The sequence below is a fragment of the Winslowiella arboricola genome (assembly GCF_025527015.1).
In the GTDB taxonomy this organism is placed as follows: domain Bacteria; phylum Pseudomonadota; class Gammaproteobacteria; order Enterobacterales; family Enterobacteriaceae; genus Erwinia; species Erwinia arboricola.
Genome location: NZ_JAODIM010000043.1, coordinates 1,208,727 through 1,223,646 on the forward strand (window position 1 = coordinate 1,208,727; position 14,920 = coordinate 1,223,646).

General features: G+C 50.8%; 16 protein-coding genes. 12 read left to right on the forward strand and 4 right to left on the reverse strand.

The window, feature by feature from the left end; all coding sequences use genetic code 11:
• The first annotated feature begins 5 nt into the window (after positions 1 to 5).
• Both N5923_RS23135 and N5923_RS23140 read left to right on the forward strand, forming a co-directional pair.
• Positions 6 to 635 (forward strand): DUF2057 family protein, encoded by a 630-nt coding sequence (locus tag N5923_RS23135; RefSeq protein WP_267144402.1) that lies wholly within the window; start codon positions 6 to 8, stop codon positions 633 to 635.
• A gap of 92 nt (positions 636 to 727) precedes the next feature.
• Complete coding sequence (locus N5923_RS23140; protein ID WP_267144401.1) at positions 728 to 1,186, forward strand: methylglyoxal synthase; 459 nt, start codon at positions 728 to 730, stop codon at positions 1,184 to 1,186.
• Positions 1,187 to 1,220: 34 nt separating this feature from the next.
• Here the strand turns inward: N5923_RS23140 and helD are convergent, their stop codons facing one another.
• Positions 1,221 to 3,275 carry a DNA helicase IV gene (helD, locus tag N5923_RS23145; protein ID WP_267144400.1) on the reverse strand — a complete coding sequence of 685 codons (2,055 nt, stop codon included), beginning with the start codon at positions 3,273 to 3,275 and terminating at the stop codon, positions 1,221 to 1,223.
• Positions 3,276 to 3,404: 129 nt separating this feature from the next.
• Between helD and N5923_RS23150 the strand changes: the two genes are divergently transcribed.
• Together N5923_RS23150 and yccS are read left to right on the forward strand one after the other, a co-directional pair.
• Entirely contained in the window at positions 3,405 to 3,851 is a 447-nt protein-coding gene (locus N5923_RS23150; protein ID WP_267144399.1) for a YccF domain-containing protein, read from the forward strand.
• Between the two features lie 17 nt (positions 3,852 to 3,868).
• Positions 3,869 to 6,007 carry a YccS family putative transporter gene (yccS, locus tag N5923_RS23155; RefSeq protein ID WP_267144398.1) on the forward strand — a complete coding sequence of 713 codons (2,139 nt, stop codon included), beginning with the start codon at positions 3,869 to 3,871 and terminating at the stop codon, positions 6,005 to 6,007.
• An 11-nt stretch (positions 6,008 to 6,018) separates the two neighbouring features.
• Here yccS and N5923_RS23160 read toward each other — a convergent pair whose 3' ends face one another.
• Entirely contained in the window at positions 6,019 to 6,630 is a 612-nt protein-coding gene (locus N5923_RS23160) for a TfoX/Sxy family DNA transformation protein (RefSeq protein ID WP_267144397.1), read from the reverse strand.
• Positions 6,631 to 6,844: 214 nt separating this feature from the next.
• Between N5923_RS23160 and sulA the strand changes: the two genes are divergently transcribed.
• Positions 6,845 to 7,351: an SOS-induced cell division inhibitor SulA gene (sulA, locus tag N5923_RS23165; RefSeq protein ID WP_267144664.1), complete on the forward strand. Its 507-nt coding sequence runs from the start codon at positions 6,845 to 6,847 to the stop codon at positions 7,349 to 7,351.
• Between the two features lie 349 nt (positions 7,352 to 7,700).
• Positions 7,701 to 8,771 (forward strand): porin OmpA, encoded by a 1,071-nt coding sequence (gene ompA, locus N5923_RS23170; protein WP_267144396.1) that lies wholly within the window; start codon positions 7,701 to 7,703, stop codon positions 8,769 to 8,771.
• A 76-nt stretch (positions 8,772 to 8,847) separates the two neighbouring features.
• Here the strand turns inward: ompA and matP are convergent, their stop codons facing one another.
• Positions 8,848 to 9,315, reverse strand: coding sequence for a macrodomain Ter protein MatP (gene matP, locus N5923_RS23175; protein WP_267144663.1), 468 nt, complete (start codon positions 9,313 to 9,315; stop codon positions 8,848 to 8,850).
• 185 nt (positions 9,316 to 9,500) lie between these two features.
• Between matP and N5923_RS23180 the strand changes: the two genes are divergently transcribed.
• From N5923_RS23180 to N5923_RS23200, 5 genes are all read left to right on the forward strand, one after another.
• Positions 9,501 to 11,252, forward strand: coding sequence for a Lon protease family protein (locus tag N5923_RS23180; protein ID WP_267144395.1), 1,752 nt, complete (start codon positions 9,501 to 9,503; stop codon positions 11,250 to 11,252).
• A gap of 68 nt (positions 11,253 to 11,320) precedes the next feature.
• Positions 11,321 to 11,839 (forward strand): bifunctional 3-hydroxydecanoyl-ACP dehydratase/trans-2-decenoyl-ACP isomerase, encoded by a 519-nt coding sequence (fabA, locus tag N5923_RS23185; RefSeq protein WP_017802498.1) that lies wholly within the window; start codon positions 11,321 to 11,323, stop codon positions 11,837 to 11,839.
• Between the two features lie 18 nt (positions 11,840 to 11,857).
• On the forward strand, positions 11,858 to 12,109 hold the full coding sequence (locus N5923_RS23190) for a hypothetical protein (RefSeq protein ID WP_267144394.1): 252 nt from the start codon (positions 11,858 to 11,860) through the stop codon (positions 12,107 to 12,109).
• Positions 12,110 to 12,217: 108 nt separating this feature from the next.
• Entirely contained in the window at positions 12,218 to 12,424 is a 207-nt protein-coding gene (locus N5923_RS23195) for a hypothetical protein (RefSeq protein WP_267144393.1), read from the forward strand.
• Between the two features lie 756 nt (positions 12,425 to 13,180).
• Positions 13,181 to 13,390: a hypothetical protein gene (locus N5923_RS23200; RefSeq protein ID WP_267144392.1), complete on the forward strand. Its 210-nt coding sequence runs from the start codon at positions 13,181 to 13,183 to the stop codon at positions 13,388 to 13,390.
• A gap of 683 nt (positions 13,391 to 14,073) precedes the next feature.
• Here the strand turns inward: N5923_RS23200 and N5923_RS23205 are convergent.
• Positions 14,074 to 14,277 carry a DUF2767 family protein gene (locus tag N5923_RS23205; RefSeq protein WP_267144391.1) on the reverse strand — a complete coding sequence of 68 codons (204 nt, stop codon included), beginning with the start codon at positions 14,275 to 14,277 and terminating at the stop codon, positions 14,074 to 14,076.
• Between the two features lie 328 nt (positions 14,278 to 14,605).
• Here N5923_RS23205 and yjbE point away from each other — a divergent pair, with 328 nt between their 5' ends.
• The gene (gene yjbE, locus N5923_RS23210; RefSeq protein ID WP_267144390.1) at positions 14,606 to 14,842 is read left to right on the forward strand and encodes an exopolysaccharide production protein YjbE; all 237 of its coding nucleotides are present in this window, start codon (positions 14,606 to 14,608) and stop codon (positions 14,840 to 14,842) included.
• The last annotated feature ends 78 nt before the right edge of the window (positions 14,843 to 14,920 follow it).

The window sequence follows — 14,920 nt, forward strand, 5'->3', positions numbered from 1 at the left end:
TAATAATGAAACTGCGTCTGGTGCTGTCAGGTTTAATTGCCCTGCTGGTTGCTGCATCCTGCCATGCGACCACGCTTAAACTGGCACCTGAAATCGACCTTCTGGTGCTGGATGGACGTAAAATTTCCGGCTCCCTGCTAAAAGGTGCGGAAGGGCTGGAGCTGGAGCGAGGCGAACACCAATTTCTGTTCCGCGTCGAAAAAACCGTCGCCCGGGACCGGCAATACCTTTCCGTGCCGCTGATTGCCACCTTTAATGCCCAGGCAAAATCGATCACTATCAGTTTGCCCGCGTTACAGACGCTGAGCGAAAGGAGAAAGTTCGATGCCGCTCCTGATTTCCAGCTGATTGATGACCAGGGTAAGGAAATTGCCAGTAAGCGCGATCGCCTGCTGACCAGCCATAATAGCGACCTGGAAAAAGCGATGATCGCCTACAACCGTAATGGTCAGGTAGCTTCAGTGCCGCGTTTTGCCCAACCGCAGGCCACCACCAGCATTACACAGCCCCCTCCAGCCGATCTGGCGCTAAATGATACGCCGACAGAACGCCTGCTTAATCTGTGGTATCACCAGGTTGATTCTGCTACCCGTCAGCGTCTGGTTTTGTGGATGAAAGCACTGCGCGCAAGTTGATGTTTTAGCGCAAGCAGCGGTAAACTCACTGCTGCTATTCTCTTTCGCATAAGCCCTTATTTCATCACCCTACGCAAAACCAGGATGCATTAATGGAGCAGACCAGTCGTACCATTCCCGTGTCAAAACATATTGCTTTAGTCGCGCACGATCACTGTAAATCGTCGCTGCTGCAGTGGGTCAATACTCATAAAGCACTGCTGGGCGAACACACCCTGTATGCCACCGGCACCACCGGGAATCTTATTCAGCGTGAGACCGGTTTAGAAGTGAATGCCATGCTGAGTGGCCCGATGGGTGGCGATCAGCAGGTTGGCGCGCTGATTGCGGAAGGAAAAATCGACCTGCTGATTTTCTTCTGGGATCCGCTGAATGCAGTGCCACACGACCCCGATGTAAAAGCGCTGCTGCGGCTGGCCACGGTGTGGAATATTCCGGTAGCGACCAACCGTTCTACTGCTGATTTTATTATCCACTCGCCACTGTTTGCACAGGCGGTGGCTATTCAGATCCCTGATTACCAGCGCTATCTGCAACAGCGTTTACAGTAAACCCTCAAGGCCAGCGCTAAGCTGGCCTGATAGTTCAGGGTTTACGTAATGTGGGTACACCCAGACGCTTAAACTCTCCGACAAACACCGACGGCTGTTCCCGGTCATGCAGCATCCATACCTGCTGTTTCGCGCGGGTGATCGCCACATAAGCCAGCCGACGCTCCTCAGCGTCAGGAAAATCCTCCGGCTGTGGCAACAGTCCCTGCTCCATCACCGATTCGCGTGCGGCGGCCGGGAAGCCATCTTTCCCCTGTTGCAGCCCCAGCAGAATAACAAAATCCGCCTGCTGGCCCTTACTGGCATGAATGGTCATAAAGTCAATTTTCAGCTTCGGCCAGCGGGTTTTGGCTTTCTCCAATATCTCCGGGCGCAGATGGTGATAGCGAGCCAGCAACAGCACCCGCTCTTCAGGTTTCGCGTAGCCACTGATTTTATTCAGCAGCGCCTCCAGCTGATCTTCCGGCAATAACGAAATCGCTTTTTTATTACCTTTCGTCAGGCTGTTAAGTGGCTTTGCCAGTTGGTGCGGGTTCTCCTGCACAAACTTATTGGCGATTTCACCAATGCGATCGTTAAAGCGGTATGTCGTGTCCAGCACGCAGCGATCACCTTCACCAAAGTGATGATGAAACGCGGTGGTCAGCGCCATCTCCGCACCGCTAAAGCGGTAAATTGCCTGCCAGTCATCGCCGACGGCGAATAGCGTGGTCTGTTTATTCTGCTTGCGCAGCGCCGCCAGCAGAGCAGCGCGTTGCGGTGAGATATCCTGAAACTCATCAACCAGGATATGTTTCCACGGGCTGATAAAGCGGCCTTTATCGAGAATATTCACCGCCTGATGAATCAGCCCGGAGAAATCTACCGCACCCTCTTCCTTTAGCGCACTCTTCCAGGCTTTCAGGATCGGCGCCATCAGTTTAACGCGCTTAGCAAACAGCTCCCGCACCTCTTCCGGCGCCGACTCGATCATTGCCGCCTGCGCGCCGCCATGCATGCGCATTAAGCCCAGCCAGCGTTCAAGCCGGCTGGCCAGGCGTTTTGCCAGCCGATCGTTTTTCCAGAAGTCGCCCTCTTCGACTTCCCACTCCAGCTCATCATTCAGCCACTGCCGCCAGCCATTGGCGTGCGCTTTTTTCTCGCTGCACTGCTGACGCCAGCTGGCGACCAGCAGTTTCTGGCGATGGCTGCTGTCGGTCTCCAGTTTGCTGATGGCCGGTGATTTATTGCTGCCCTGCTGAATAATATGCAGTGCCAGCGAATGGAAGGTGCGCGCCTGAATGCCATCACTCTGCAGACGCGTCTTAATACGATCGTTCATCTCTTCTGCAGCCTGCCGCCCAAAAGCCAGCAACAGAATTTGCGATGGCGTGGCCTGTTTGCGCATCAGTAACCAGCCCGCGCGCGCCACCAGCACCGACGTTTTACCGCTGCCCGCGCCCGCCAGTACCAGCAGGGCGTCCTCGCCATTCACCACCGCCCGTGCCTGCGAAGCGTTAAGCGGTGAGGTTTCTACGCTGTCAAAGAAGTCGGCATACTGCGTAAGCATGCGGCTGGTCCACTCGCTATTACGCTGTGCCAGCTGTTTCTCGCCGCTCTGCAGCCATTGCAGGCAGAACTGATACAGCGCGCGACAGTTATCAAATTCATTCAGCCGTTCGACCGGCAACGGCAGCGCATCGAAGGCTTTATTGATGGTGCCGCCCAGTTCGCTTAACTCGCTGCGCTTCAGCCAGCGATCCTGCTGCGCAAAATCTTGCAGTCTGTCCACGACCTCCTGCAACACCTGAGCGCTGACCTCACTCATTTCGGCGCTCCAGCTCTGCCAGGCTTTGGTCAGATAGTGGTAAAAACGCTGGGTCTCCTGCCATTCGGTGCCATGCAGGCGCACCACTTTGTCATCAGGCAGGCTAAACTCCAGCTCACCCCATACCATCCCGCGCTTGCAGTGAATAGCCAGCAACTGATTGAAAGGGATAAGATACTCATGCTTTTCACCGCTGACTTCGACGCCGGCCGTCAGCAGCCGCACCCGGTTGTAAGGATGTTGCGCCAGGTGTTTACCCAGCGACGTTGATTTAAGTTCCATGAAGATTGGCCATGTCGCGGTTTTATTCAGTTTAACTGGCAGGAGTGTACCGCTCCACCGTTAAAACACGTTACAATCAACGAATTGTCTGATTGCTGATGCAGCGCACTGCTTTAGGGAACAACTTCTATGCGTACCGTCCTCAATATTCTTAATTTTGTACTAGGTGGTTTCTTTACTACGCTGGCCTGGCTGCTGGCGACGCTGGTAAGCATTATATTGATTTTTACTCTGCCATTGACCCGTTCATGCTGGGAAATTACCAAACTGTCACTGCTGCCCTATGGCAATGAAGCGGTGCATGTGGATGAACTGAATCCTGGCAGCAAAAACGCGCTGTTAAACTCTGCCGGCAGTCTGCTGAATATTTTGTGGTTTATCTTCTTCGGCTGGTGGCTCTGTATTTCCCATATTATGGTCGGCATAGCCCAGTGCCTGACTCTCATCGGTATTCCGGTCGGCATCGCTAATTTTAAAATTGCCGCCATTGCGCTGTGGCCGGTAGGTCGTCGTGTAGTATCGGTTGAAGTGGCGCAGGCCGCGCGCGAAGCCAATGCGCGCAGCCGTTTTAACTAAGCTGCGGATACCTGACTATGTTTGCCATTAAGCCTGGCCTGCGTCGCTATGCGTTTAACAGCGCCTGGTTGTATAACCTGCGCATTCTGCTGGCGCTGGCCGGTGCGGCGGCGGTTCCATGGTGGTTGCAGCAGATTATCTGGACCATCCCGCTGACACTTGGCGTAGTTGCCGCCGCGCTGGCCGATCTTGATGACCGCCTGAGCGGCCGCCTGCTTAATCTGCTGATTACCCTGGTGTGTTTCTGTATCGCTTCGGTCTCTATAGAACTGCTGTTTCCTTATCCGTGGCTGTTTATTGTCGGGCTGGCGATCTCAACCTGTGGCTTTATTCTGCTTGGCGCGCTGGGTCAGCGCTATGCCACCATCGCCTTTGGTGCGCTGCTGATCGCTATTTACACCATGCTGGGAATTGGACTGTTTCCGCAATGGTATCTGCAACCGCTGCTGCTGCTGACGGGGGCGATTTGGTACAACGTTCTCACCCTCTGCGGTCATTTGCTGTTTCCGGTGCGGCCATTGCAGGAGAATCTGGCGCGCAGTTTTGATCAGCTGGCCAGCTATCTGGAAGCGAAAGCCAGTCTGTTTGATCCCGATATCGAAGAGAATGATGACAGCCCGTTAATCGATGTGGCGATGGCCAACAGCCAGCTGGTGGCGGTGCTGAACCAGACAAAAACATCGATTCAGACGCGCTTACGCGGCGACCGAGGCCAGCGCAGCACTCGTCGTACCCTGCACTATTACTTTGTGGCGCAAGATATTCACGAGCGTGCCAGCTCATCTCACGTGCAGTATCATCAGCTGAGGAAAGAGTATCGCTATAGCGAGATCCTGTTCCGCTTTCAGCGACTGCTGAATATGCAGGCTAAAGCCTGTCAGCAGCTGGCCAGCTCGATTCTGATGCGTGAAACCTGGCAGCATAATACCCGCTTCGAAAGCGCCTTCGTTCATCTGCAGGCGGCCCTTACGCGCCTGCAAAACGCTCAGCCGCAATCAGACAAGATTAAGGCGCTGCACTATTTGCTGAGCAATTTAAAAGCCATTGATGCGCAGCTGGCGACGATTGAATCTGAGCAGGCAATTGCGCAAGCGCATGCCAGTCACGATAACAGCCTCTCCAGTGAAGGGCTGACCGGCTGGAGCGATATCCGCTTGCGTATCAGCCGTCATCTGACGCCGGAATCTCCCCTGTTCCGCCATGCGGTTCGCATGTCGCTGGTGCTGTGTGTCGGTTACGCTTTTATCAAGATCACCGGCCTGCAACACGGTTACTGGATTCTGCTGACCAGTTTGTTTGTCTGCCAGCCCAACTACAATGCGACGCGGCGGCGTCTGGCGCTGCGAATTTTGGGGACCCTTGCCGGCGTTGCAACAGGGCTGCCGGTGTTGTGGCTGGTGCCTTCAACCGATGGACAGCTGATTCTGATCGTGCTCACCGGAGTGCTGTTTTTTGCCTTTCGCAATGTGCGCTACGCACATGCCACCCTGTTTATTACTCTGCTGGTGCTGTTGTGCTTTAATCTGCTGGGTGAAGGGTTTGAAGTGGCGGTGCCGCGAATTATCGACACCCTGCTGGGCTGTGGCATCGCCTGGCTGGCGGTGAGCTATATCTGGCCAGACTGGAAGTTCCGCCGCCTGCCTGCAGTGACCGAACGCACCTTAAATGCCAGCTGCCGTTATCTGGATGCCATTCTGGTTCAGTATCATCAGGGCAAGGATAACCGGCTGGATTACCGTATTGCGCGTCGTGACGCCCATAACAGTGACGCAGAGCTGGCTTCGGTAGTCTCCAATATGGCAACAGAAGCGCGCCGCAACCCGGCATTACTGGAGTCAGCATTTCGTCTGCTGTACCTCAATCACTCTTTTCTCAGCTATATCTCGGCGCTGGGTGCGCACCGGGAGAAGCTGACCAGCCCTGAGATGCTGCAGTTGCTGGATGATGCCGTGTGCTATGCCGACGATGTGTTGCAGGTCGAGAGCGTCAGCGAACAGCAAGCCAGGCAGATGCTGGACAATCTCACCGCGCGCATGGCCGCCATTGAACCGGCAGCGGAAACAAAAGAGCCACTGGTACTACAGCAAGTGGGACTACTGGTGGCTCTTTTGCCGGAACTCGCTGCGCTTAAAAAGCAGATATCCCTGTCACTCTGAGTCAGCAAATACTACTCCGGGCGCAAATCAACATTGTGATTAAACCAGTCACGTAACTCTTGCTGCACGGCATCAGGCAACGCCGCCTGATGCCGTCCGGTGATCGCTCCTTCCAGCGCAAACAGCGTATTAATACCCAAATTTTTATGCGCCGCCTTAAGTTTCAGCCAGCACTGTTTTGATCCTTCCGCACGCAACGACTGCACGGTGCAAATCCCCACCGCGCGCAGCATCATTTCCAGCCGCAATCCCATATTCGGCAAATCTTTGACCCGCAAATTGTCGACCTTCTCCTGTAATTGCTGCCGCGCACGCTTCAGCGCCGAACGCGATAACGCCAGCAGGGTTTCCGGCTGTGCCCACAAGGCCTCATCGACACGAAAATAGTTCAGTGATACCGGCATTCCACGTTTGTGAAAGATCAGCCGCGGCATACGCCCGGCACCAATATAGGGTTGTATCTGTTCGCAGGCGCGAAGATAAAGTTCTCCTTCCGCTACTACCGCAAAGACAATTTTCTCCACCGCCAGGCTATAACCACCAAACTGCGTGCGCGCATCAATTTCACCTAAGGGGGCAAGATAATGTTTTGACTGCGCGATCCGTTGTTTAGAATTATTCATGCAATTCTCCTTCAGCATGATTTTCAGATGCAAAAAAAGCGTGTTTTTACATGACATTAGAAAATATTCAATTCGAGTAACCGGTTCAATCAATAAATGCTTTTGCAGCTGGATTTCATTTTAATCTGCGAGATGTTTTCAGAAATTGAGGTTGATCTTTATCCGCAACGCAGTTACTGTATATCCATACAGTAACACTGCGAGCGAACAACTTATGCGTACTCATTTACTGAAAACTCAATCTGCTCATGCTGTGGTTCGCCCTTCCCGGCACGCCGCTGCGTCAACCACTGCTTCTGGCGGCTGGATTAGTGAGCTGACATACAGTGAAGATCAACCAGGCATGACCCAAATGCTCTTGTTGCCCCTGCTTCAGCAGCTGGGAACGCAGTCTCGCTGGCAGCTCTGGTTAACCCCTCCGCAGAAATTAAGCCGCCACTGGCTGCAACAATCGGGTTTGCCCCTGGATAAGGTGATGCAGATTCCTCAGTCCGCAGAGATCAGCACCGTTGATGCCATGATCAAAGCATTACAGACGGGAAATTACAGTGTGGTTTTAGGCTGGCTGCCGGAAGAGATCGATCGTGATGACCGTCGTCGCCTGGATGAAGCTGCGGCAATGGGCCAGGCTTTAGGTCTGATTATGCGACCGCAATATCGCGTTTCTGCTTCCGCGAGACCAGAAAGTGGGTTAAAAATTCATTCAACTTTGTATCATTAAGTAAAAATGAGATTTTTCTCAGGATTTTCTTCGTCTCATACTCAGATAACACACTGATTCTACTCTGGCGCGGCTGGACAATGGTTTAGCCGCAGCTCGGACAGCATTTTCTTGCACAGATTCCCCCTTCAAATGTTAAAAATTGTGTAGGAAACGCTGTTTTTTTGCTGCACGACATCACATCCTACTTGTAAGTTTGCTGGTACGTTGTAGACTTTATCTCGCCAGGGTGCTCAATAACCTCCGTTTTTCGGTAGAGTAATAATCGAGCTTGATAACCCGGCGAAGGATTTAACCAAGGGCTTAATTTAAAGCTCATTGCCTATTTGGATGATAACGAGGCGCAAAAATGAAAAAGACAGCTATCGCAATTGCAGTGGCACTGGCTGGCTTCGCTACCGTAGCGCAGGCCGCACCGAAAGATGACACCTGGTACACCGGTGCTAAACTGGGCTGGTCTCAGTACCATGACAAAGGTTACTACGGTAACGGTTACCAAGATAATGACGGCCCATCTCACGAAAGTCAGCTGGGTGCGGGTGCCTTCCTGGGTTATCAGGCGAACCCTTATCTGGGCTTCGAGCTGGGTTACGACTGGCTTGGCCGTATGCCTAACAAAGGCAACACCACTAACGGTGCTTTCAAAGCTCAGGGCGTTCAGCTGGCAGCTAAATTAAGCTACCCAGTAGCAGACGACCTGGACGTATATACCCGTCTGGGTGGTATGGTATGGCGTGCTGACTCTACTCAGACCAACCCAACCACTGGTCGCATCAGCGATCACGACACCGGCGTTTCTCCGCTGGCAGCAGTTGGTGTTGAATACGCACTGACCAAAAACTGGGCTACCCGCCTGGACTACCAGTGGGTTAACAACATCGGTGATGCATCTACCGTTGGCGCACGTCCAGACAACTCAATGCTGAGCGTTGGCGTTTCTTACCGTTTCGGTCAGGACGACGCTGCTGCTCCAGCACCAGCTCCAGCTCCGGCACCAGCTCCGGTAGTTGAAACCAAGCGTTTCACTCTGAAGTCTGATGTTCTGTTCACCTTCAACAAGTCTTCTCTGAAGCCAGAAGGTCAGCAGGCACTGGATCAGCTTTACACTCAGCTGAGCTCAATGGATCCTAAAGATGGTTCTGTAGTGGTTCTGGGTTACACCGACCGTATCGGTTCTGACCAGTACAACCAGAAACTGTCCGAGCAGCGCGCTCAGTCCGTTGTTGATTACCTGGTCTCTAAAGGTATCCCAGCTGACAAGATTTCTGCACGTGGCCAGGGTGAATCTAACCCAGTTACTGGCAACACCTGTGACAGCGTGAAAGGCCGTAATGCCCTGATCGACTGCCTGGCGCCAGACCGTCGCGTAGAAATCGAAGTTAAAGGCATCAAAGACGTTGTAACTCAGCCACAGGCTTAAGTTACCAGCGTAAAAAAACCCCGCCAAGGCGGGGTTTTTTATTGCCCGAAATCAGTGAAGACGGGCAAATATCGACTTACTCTTCGGGTTTCTCAGGTTTACCAAGAATATCCTGCAAGCCCTGCTTCAGTGATGACATCTGGCTGGCGTATTTCTCTTTACGCTCAGCATCTTCAATCAGCTGCACAATGGTTTCTGACAATGTGCAATGACGACGTTGCGCCAGACCGGCCAGACGCTGCCAGACCAGATACTCCAGATCGATCGATTTCTTACGGGTATGTTGATGCTCGGCATTAAAGTGGCGTTTGCGACGGGCACGAATCGTCTGTTTCATACGATTCTCCAGCGCCGGATTGATATGATCATCAATCCACTTCAGTACTTCTACCGGGCGGTTCTCCATCGCCAGTAACGCGTCCACCGCTTCCTGCGCCGCGCTGAATTCGATATAGCGCGTGATCAACTCCCCTTCCCGGTGTTTCTTTACCAGGTAGGTCCATTTCCATCCGCTTTCAAGGTTTTCGAGTTGCTGATATTTCATCGGGATCTCATCGTGACCACGTAACAAGCTAAGAATAACAGCTTTTTTCTGGCTTGCGGCAGAGAAAACCAGATGATTAAACAACATGGGATGCAGCACAGGGGCAAAATGCATCTCTACGGTGCTTAACCGGCTGAAATCTTGTATAATCGCGCTTTTCCTTAATTCAGATAAATTCGATAACTTTGACCAATAACCGACTTGAATGGCGCGCCCTACAGCCCGACACAGACAGCCTGCAGCCCCTTTTCTCCCAGGCATTTGATGACGATACTGACAGTCTGACTGCGGTACAACCTCGTTTAATCAACGCGTTAGGTTTACTGCAGCAGTCTTCAGTAGCCTTCCCTTTGCTGCTGGTGAAATGTGCGGAAAACCCTGAATACCTGCCGTTACTGACCCGCGCGGCTCAGAGCGTCAGCACGGAAAGCGAAACAGTGTTCGGTGGGCACTATGTTATCAGCGGCCAGACGGTCAGCTGGCAGCCCGCCAGCAGCGCGGATGAACTGTTTGCCAGCCGCGGTGAAATTCGTTTCGCCGACTGGATTGAGCCAGAGCAGCTATTTGGATGCGTACGCGTGCATCAGAACAACATTCAGCTGGAACCTGGTCTGCTGCATCGTATCAATGGCGGCACGCTGGTGCTGTCGCTGCGCAGCCTGCTGGCTCAGCCATTAATGTGGTTGCGACTCAAACAGGTGATTACGCGTCAGCGCTTCGACTGGTTATCGCCGGATGAAACCCGTCCGCTGCCGATTTCAATTCCAGCGATGCCGATGCAGTTCCGCCTGGTACTCAGCGGTGAGCGCGATGCGCTGGCTGATTTCCAGGAGATGGAGCCAGAACTGGCCTCGTTGTGCATCTATAGCGAATTTGAAGAAAACCTGCAAATTGCCGATCAGGATGATGTCAGCCTGTGGTGCCAGTGGACCACTCAGCTGGCCAAAAGCCAGATGCTACCGGCGATTGCCGCCGATTTCTGGCCAGTACTGATGCGTGAAAGCGTACGCTATACCGGCGATCAGGAAACCCTGCCGCTCTGTCCGGCATGGCTGGTCCGCCAGCTGCGTGAAGCGGCGCTTTATACTGAACAACCGCTGATCAGTGGCGAAAGCCTGAGTGCTGCGCTGGAAGCGCGCGAATGGCGTGAGGGTTATCTGGCGGAACGCGTACGTGATGAGATCCTGCTTGATCAGATCCTGATCGAAACCGAAGGCGAAGCCATCGGCCAGATTAACGCGCTGTCAGTGATTGAGTTTCCTGGCCATCCGCGCGCCTTTGGCGAACCTTCCCGTATCAGTTGCGTTGTACAACCCGGCGATGGAGAGTTTACTGATGTCGAGCGTAAAGCCGAGTTAGGCGGCAACATCCATGCTAAAGGCATGATGATTATGCAGGCCTATCTGATTGCCGAACTGCAGCTTGATCAGCAACTGCCCTTCTCCGCTTCGCTGGTGTTTGAGCAATCCTATTCGGAAGTTGACGGCGACAGCGCCTCGCTGGCGGAACTGTGTGCGTTAGTCAGCGCGCTGGCCAGCCAGCCGATTAACCAGCAAATTGCCGTTACCGGCTCGGTCGATCAATTTGGTAATGTGCAGCCAGTTGGCGGACTGAACGAGAAAGTGGAAGGCTTTTTTGAAATTTGCCGCCAGCGTAGTCTGAGCGGAAAACAAGGCGTGATTATTCCCGCCAGTAATGTGCGCCACCTCTGTTTACAACAGGATGTGGTCGATGCGGTGCGCGATGGCCAGTTCCATATCTGGGCGGTCAGTAGCGCGGACGAAGCATTGCCACTGCTGACTGGCGTAGAATGGGACAAAGAGCATGCTCCCTGTCTGCTACGATCTATTCAGGAACGTATTGCACAAATTCATCTGCAGGACGCACGCCAGCGTCCATGGCCGCTGCGTTGGCTTAACTGGTTTAACCACAGCTGATCGGAGTTGTTCAGCTTACACCTGTTAGCTAACCTTCGTGATTCACTAAAATAAGGCTTAATTAAAACATGGTAGATAAACGCGAATCCTATACAAAAGAAGACCTGATTGCTTCTGGTCGCGGTGAACTGTTTGGCGCTGGTGGCCCACCATTGCCAGCCGGTAATATGTTGATGATGGACCGTGTCGTTAAAATGACGGAAGACGGCGGTAACTATGGTAAAGGTTTCGTTGAAGCCGAGCTGGATATCAATCCGGACCTGTGGTTCTTTGGCTGTCACTTTATCAACGATCCGGTAATGCCAGGCTGCTTAGGTCTTGATGCCATGTGGCAGCTGGTAGGCTTCTATCTGGGCTGGCTGGGTGCGGAAGGTAAAGGCCGCGCGCTGGGCGTGGGTGAAGTGAAATTCACTGGCCAGGTCCTGCCAACCGCGAAGAAAGTGACCTATCGTATCCACTTTAAGCGCGTGATTAACCGTAAACTGGTGATGGGCGTCGCTGATGGCGAAGTGCTGGTTGATGGCCATGTTATTTATAACGCCACCGATCTGAAAGTGGGTCTGTTTAAAGACACCACCGCTTTCTAGCATGATATTTATATCTTAATGAATTTAAAGGTATTGTTTGTTAATTCTCAATGCCTTTTTATTGAAAGTGATACACTCAGTGATACACAAGCAATTTCATGGCAGTTAAATCGTCGGCCTGTCCGGCTCATGCAACCGTGTGATTACCGCCGTCACTACACCGATCACCACCACGCCCTCCATGATGCTCCCTTCGCCCTCAAGAAGCTAAAGGCTGTACTGGAAAAGATGCTTGAAGAGGCTGACACTTCGCTGACCAATGATCTCTGAGTGGCGCCGAAGGTGGTAACGTTGATTTTTCCTGAATCGGCCCAACATTGTCAGGGCTACATTAAAATTTTGGACGGCACATACCGAAGATCAAGCAAAGAGGCACTTATGGATATTGCAGATTTAGCGCAAGAACGTGAGGAAACCATACTGGACGCTGCTCTTTCCGCGAGAGAAATCAGATTGAAAAGCCCTGATGGCATGTGCATCTGGTGCAAAGACGAACCTGTCGTCGTGAACACAGCTTTCTGTTCAGCTGAGTGCGGAGATGACTACGCAAAATATCAGCGTGAACAGCTCCAGCGCAGAGTTTAGGCTTAAACAACTTGCAGTAAAGGCCGGTAGCCCGGCCATTCTCAATCTGTATATCCATACAGCCTGAATAAATCCACATAAAACACAAATAATAAGCTCAGGTTATGATACCTCTCTTACGTCTCTGGTCATCATCCTGATTGAACAGCCTTCTAAAAATGGAGTGGGTTATCAATTATTTCACATTAGTGCTGGCCGCATTAGCAGTACTTGCTGGTGCTATTTTAGCCGTAGAGATAATACGAAAATATGGACTACCGCTAATGTGATGTCAGAAAAAACATAAACTGAACACCAACGCCAGGTGTGATGAGGAAGATAAATCTCAAGGATGAGCCCTTTTGGGATTCCGTAAGCGGCGTTCGAACAGCACTACAAATCAGCATCAGGGCTGGTTAGAACGGGAGATAGAGCCACAGGGAGGTGTTTACTTGCAGGGCAAAAAAGACTACGACGCGGCTGGTTTAGGCCAGTGGCCGGAAGAGACGTTCGGGTGAGATGGTTGTTTTATTTTGATGATTAAACAGGATGAGTTATCGTCTCTTTTACTCGACAAACATACAGTATGTACATCTTTACCGTTGAGGCATACAATCTCATTTCGGCTATCTTGTAAGCTAAACGATTTATCATTTTGGACTGATTACGTGCAACATCTTTGGTTTACAGCTAAAGTTCAACATATGTAGTCCGATAACTTATCTCAACCCACATAGAAAATGTAATCTCCGATAGTTACGGCTAAGGAGTAGAATTATGAAATTTAATATGCAGCTCGACCATAACTACGCGTCTTTTACTACTCCTAGATCAGGAGTATATGTTTTCGTGGATTCTTTCGATAATCATGAATTTGACGTTCGTGTGGGTAGCCTTTTAGATAGCAATTGTGTCGGAACTATCCATGCCGAAAGCGATGATGAGCTTAACGACGAGCTTGAGAAAATCACGGCAGATTTTCTATGACAATTTCGCAGCAAGGCATTCTTGATCTAGAGGGTGAACTCAACGACATTCTCGAAAAAATAATGCTGAGCTACACTTCACTTTTCACGCTTCCGTAGACCGGATTAACGACCCCGCAACAATCCAGCCATCTCTTTGGCCGAGCTTGAAGGGGTATTTAAAGAATTCATCCGAGTCCACCTACATACTATTCTAGGCATGCCTGATGGCGCACTTTTTACGCTAACCTGTAACAAATCAAAATTGAATTTTCCTTGCAGTATTTCTCACGACTCGCGGTTTGGAAGAATTTGGGTTGTTCAAAGCATTATCACGGTTATGAGAAAAGCTAACTTTAAAAGTAAAGTTAGCATTGTGCTTAGGATTAATTGATTTTGCATGAGTGATCACCCGGCTACAGCGCCGGTTTTTTTTGCCTGTCGTAACTCCAATCACACTACCTCAGCAGGAAATCACATATTGACTATACTTGGTATGTCATAGCTCGGTTCGAAATCCTGAGGATATGACATTTGAGTGTGATTTGTTTTGCCCGCTCCCAGTGCGGGCTTTTTTTCATCCGTGTTTTAAAAGTCTACACAACAAGATTGTCACGGGTTAAATCACCTCACCAAGATAACCTTGCTATAGCTCAGGGCTGAATTTCACATCCGGGATCGCCAGTTGACGGCACTCATGGAGAATCAATTTTCCAGTGCATTAACAGCAGCTTCCATCGCATGTTCTGACTTGTTGTTTTTCTTTATGTCCATTTTTTGCAGAGCCCTTTTGAGCGCATCGGCTATCACAACCTGCTCTGACTCAATACCTAAATCGTGCAAAGTGAAAACCATATCTCCTACTACTCTACACATCTCATCATAATCAATAGGTGGCTCTGTAGACAAAACTAACACTCCATGCTGGTAAACGTTAGGTTTATCCAAACACTAAGAAAATTATGAATAGAAATCAAGAAATTAATATGCACTTTAGTATATTTTGAAGTGGGTCACATTTTACGAAAAAATCACTTATTGGCAGTAGTTAGCTAATGAGTTTAATCATTTATTAAGAAAACCTCACAAAGCTAAGCCAACCGACTGTATTTAAATTAGAAAAAACTCAATGTGGCACTATTCTTAAATTATAATTCTGGCTAATTTTTTGGTGCGTAAAATTTGAGTTATGGTATAAAATATTACTACCATCGTTAAATAGAGACGGACTCATTTTATGAAAAAATTAATCATACCTCTTTTCCTTATGGCACTTACTAACGTTTCCTTTGCTGCGGTCCCGGTTACTGAAGGTACAGCGGCAGGCGACGACGCATCTACAACAGCCGTTGGTTCCAGTTCGGCTGTAGGTATAGGTGCAGTTGCTGCACTTGCTGGAGTGGCACTCGCAACTGCAGGCGGTAGCGATGGTTCAAACACAGGAACTACGACTACCACTAGTACTACACGATAATCTTTTTTCTGAACAACCTTTTGAAAAATAAAGCCGGGGTTTTCTCCGGTTTTTTATTTATTGACCGTGATCACACAA

Excerpts from the sequence above, each read along its gene's own strand:
- sulA (WP_267144664.1), top strand. The coding sequence starts at position 6,845 with ATGCGTACTCATTTACTGAAAACTCAATCTGCTCATGCTGTGGTTCGC.
- ompA (WP_267144396.1), top strand. The coding sequence starts at position 7,701 with ATGAAAAAGACAGCTATCGCAATTGCAGTGGCACTGGCTGGCTTCGCT.
- yjbE (WP_267144390.1), top strand. The coding sequence starts at position 14,606 with ATGAAAAAATTAATCATACCTCTTTTCCTTATGGCACTTACTAACGTT.
- N5923_RS23200 (WP_267144392.1), top strand. The coding sequence starts at position 13,181 with ATGAAATTTAATATGCAGCTCGACCATAACTACGCGTCTTTTACTACT.
- N5923_RS23135 (WP_267144402.1), top strand. The coding sequence starts at position 6 with ATGAAACTGCGTCTGGTGCTGTCAGGTTTAATTGCCCTGCTGGTTGCT.
- yccS (WP_267144398.1), top strand. The coding sequence starts at position 3,869 with ATGTTTGCCATTAAGCCTGGCCTGCGTCGCTATGCGTTTAACAGCGCC.
- matP (WP_267144663.1), bottom strand. The coding sequence starts at position 9,315 with ATGAAATATCAGCAACTCGAAAACCTTGAAAGCGGATGGAAATGGACC.
- N5923_RS23190 (WP_267144394.1), top strand. The coding sequence starts at position 11,858 with ATGAATTTAAAGGTATTGTTTGTTAATTCTCAATGCCTTTTTATTGAA.
- N5923_RS23195 (WP_267144393.1), top strand. The coding sequence starts at position 12,218 with ATGGATATTGCAGATTTAGCGCAAGAACGTGAGGAAACCATACTGGAC.
- N5923_RS23160 (WP_267144397.1), bottom strand. The coding sequence starts at position 6,630 with ATGAATAATTCTAAACAACGGATCGCGCAGTCAAAACATTATCTTGCC.
- N5923_RS23150 (WP_267144399.1), top strand. The coding sequence starts at position 3,405 with ATGCGTACCGTCCTCAATATTCTTAATTTTGTACTAGGTGGTTTCTTT.
- helD (WP_267144400.1), bottom strand. The coding sequence starts at position 3,275 with ATGGAACTTAAATCAACGTCGCTGGGTAAACACCTGGCGCAACATCCT.
- fabA (WP_017802498.1), top strand. The coding sequence starts at position 11,321 with ATGGTAGATAAACGCGAATCCTATACAAAAGAAGACCTGATTGCTTCT.
- N5923_RS23140 (WP_267144401.1), top strand. The coding sequence starts at position 728 with ATGGAGCAGACCAGTCGTACCATTCCCGTGTCAAAACATATTGCTTTA.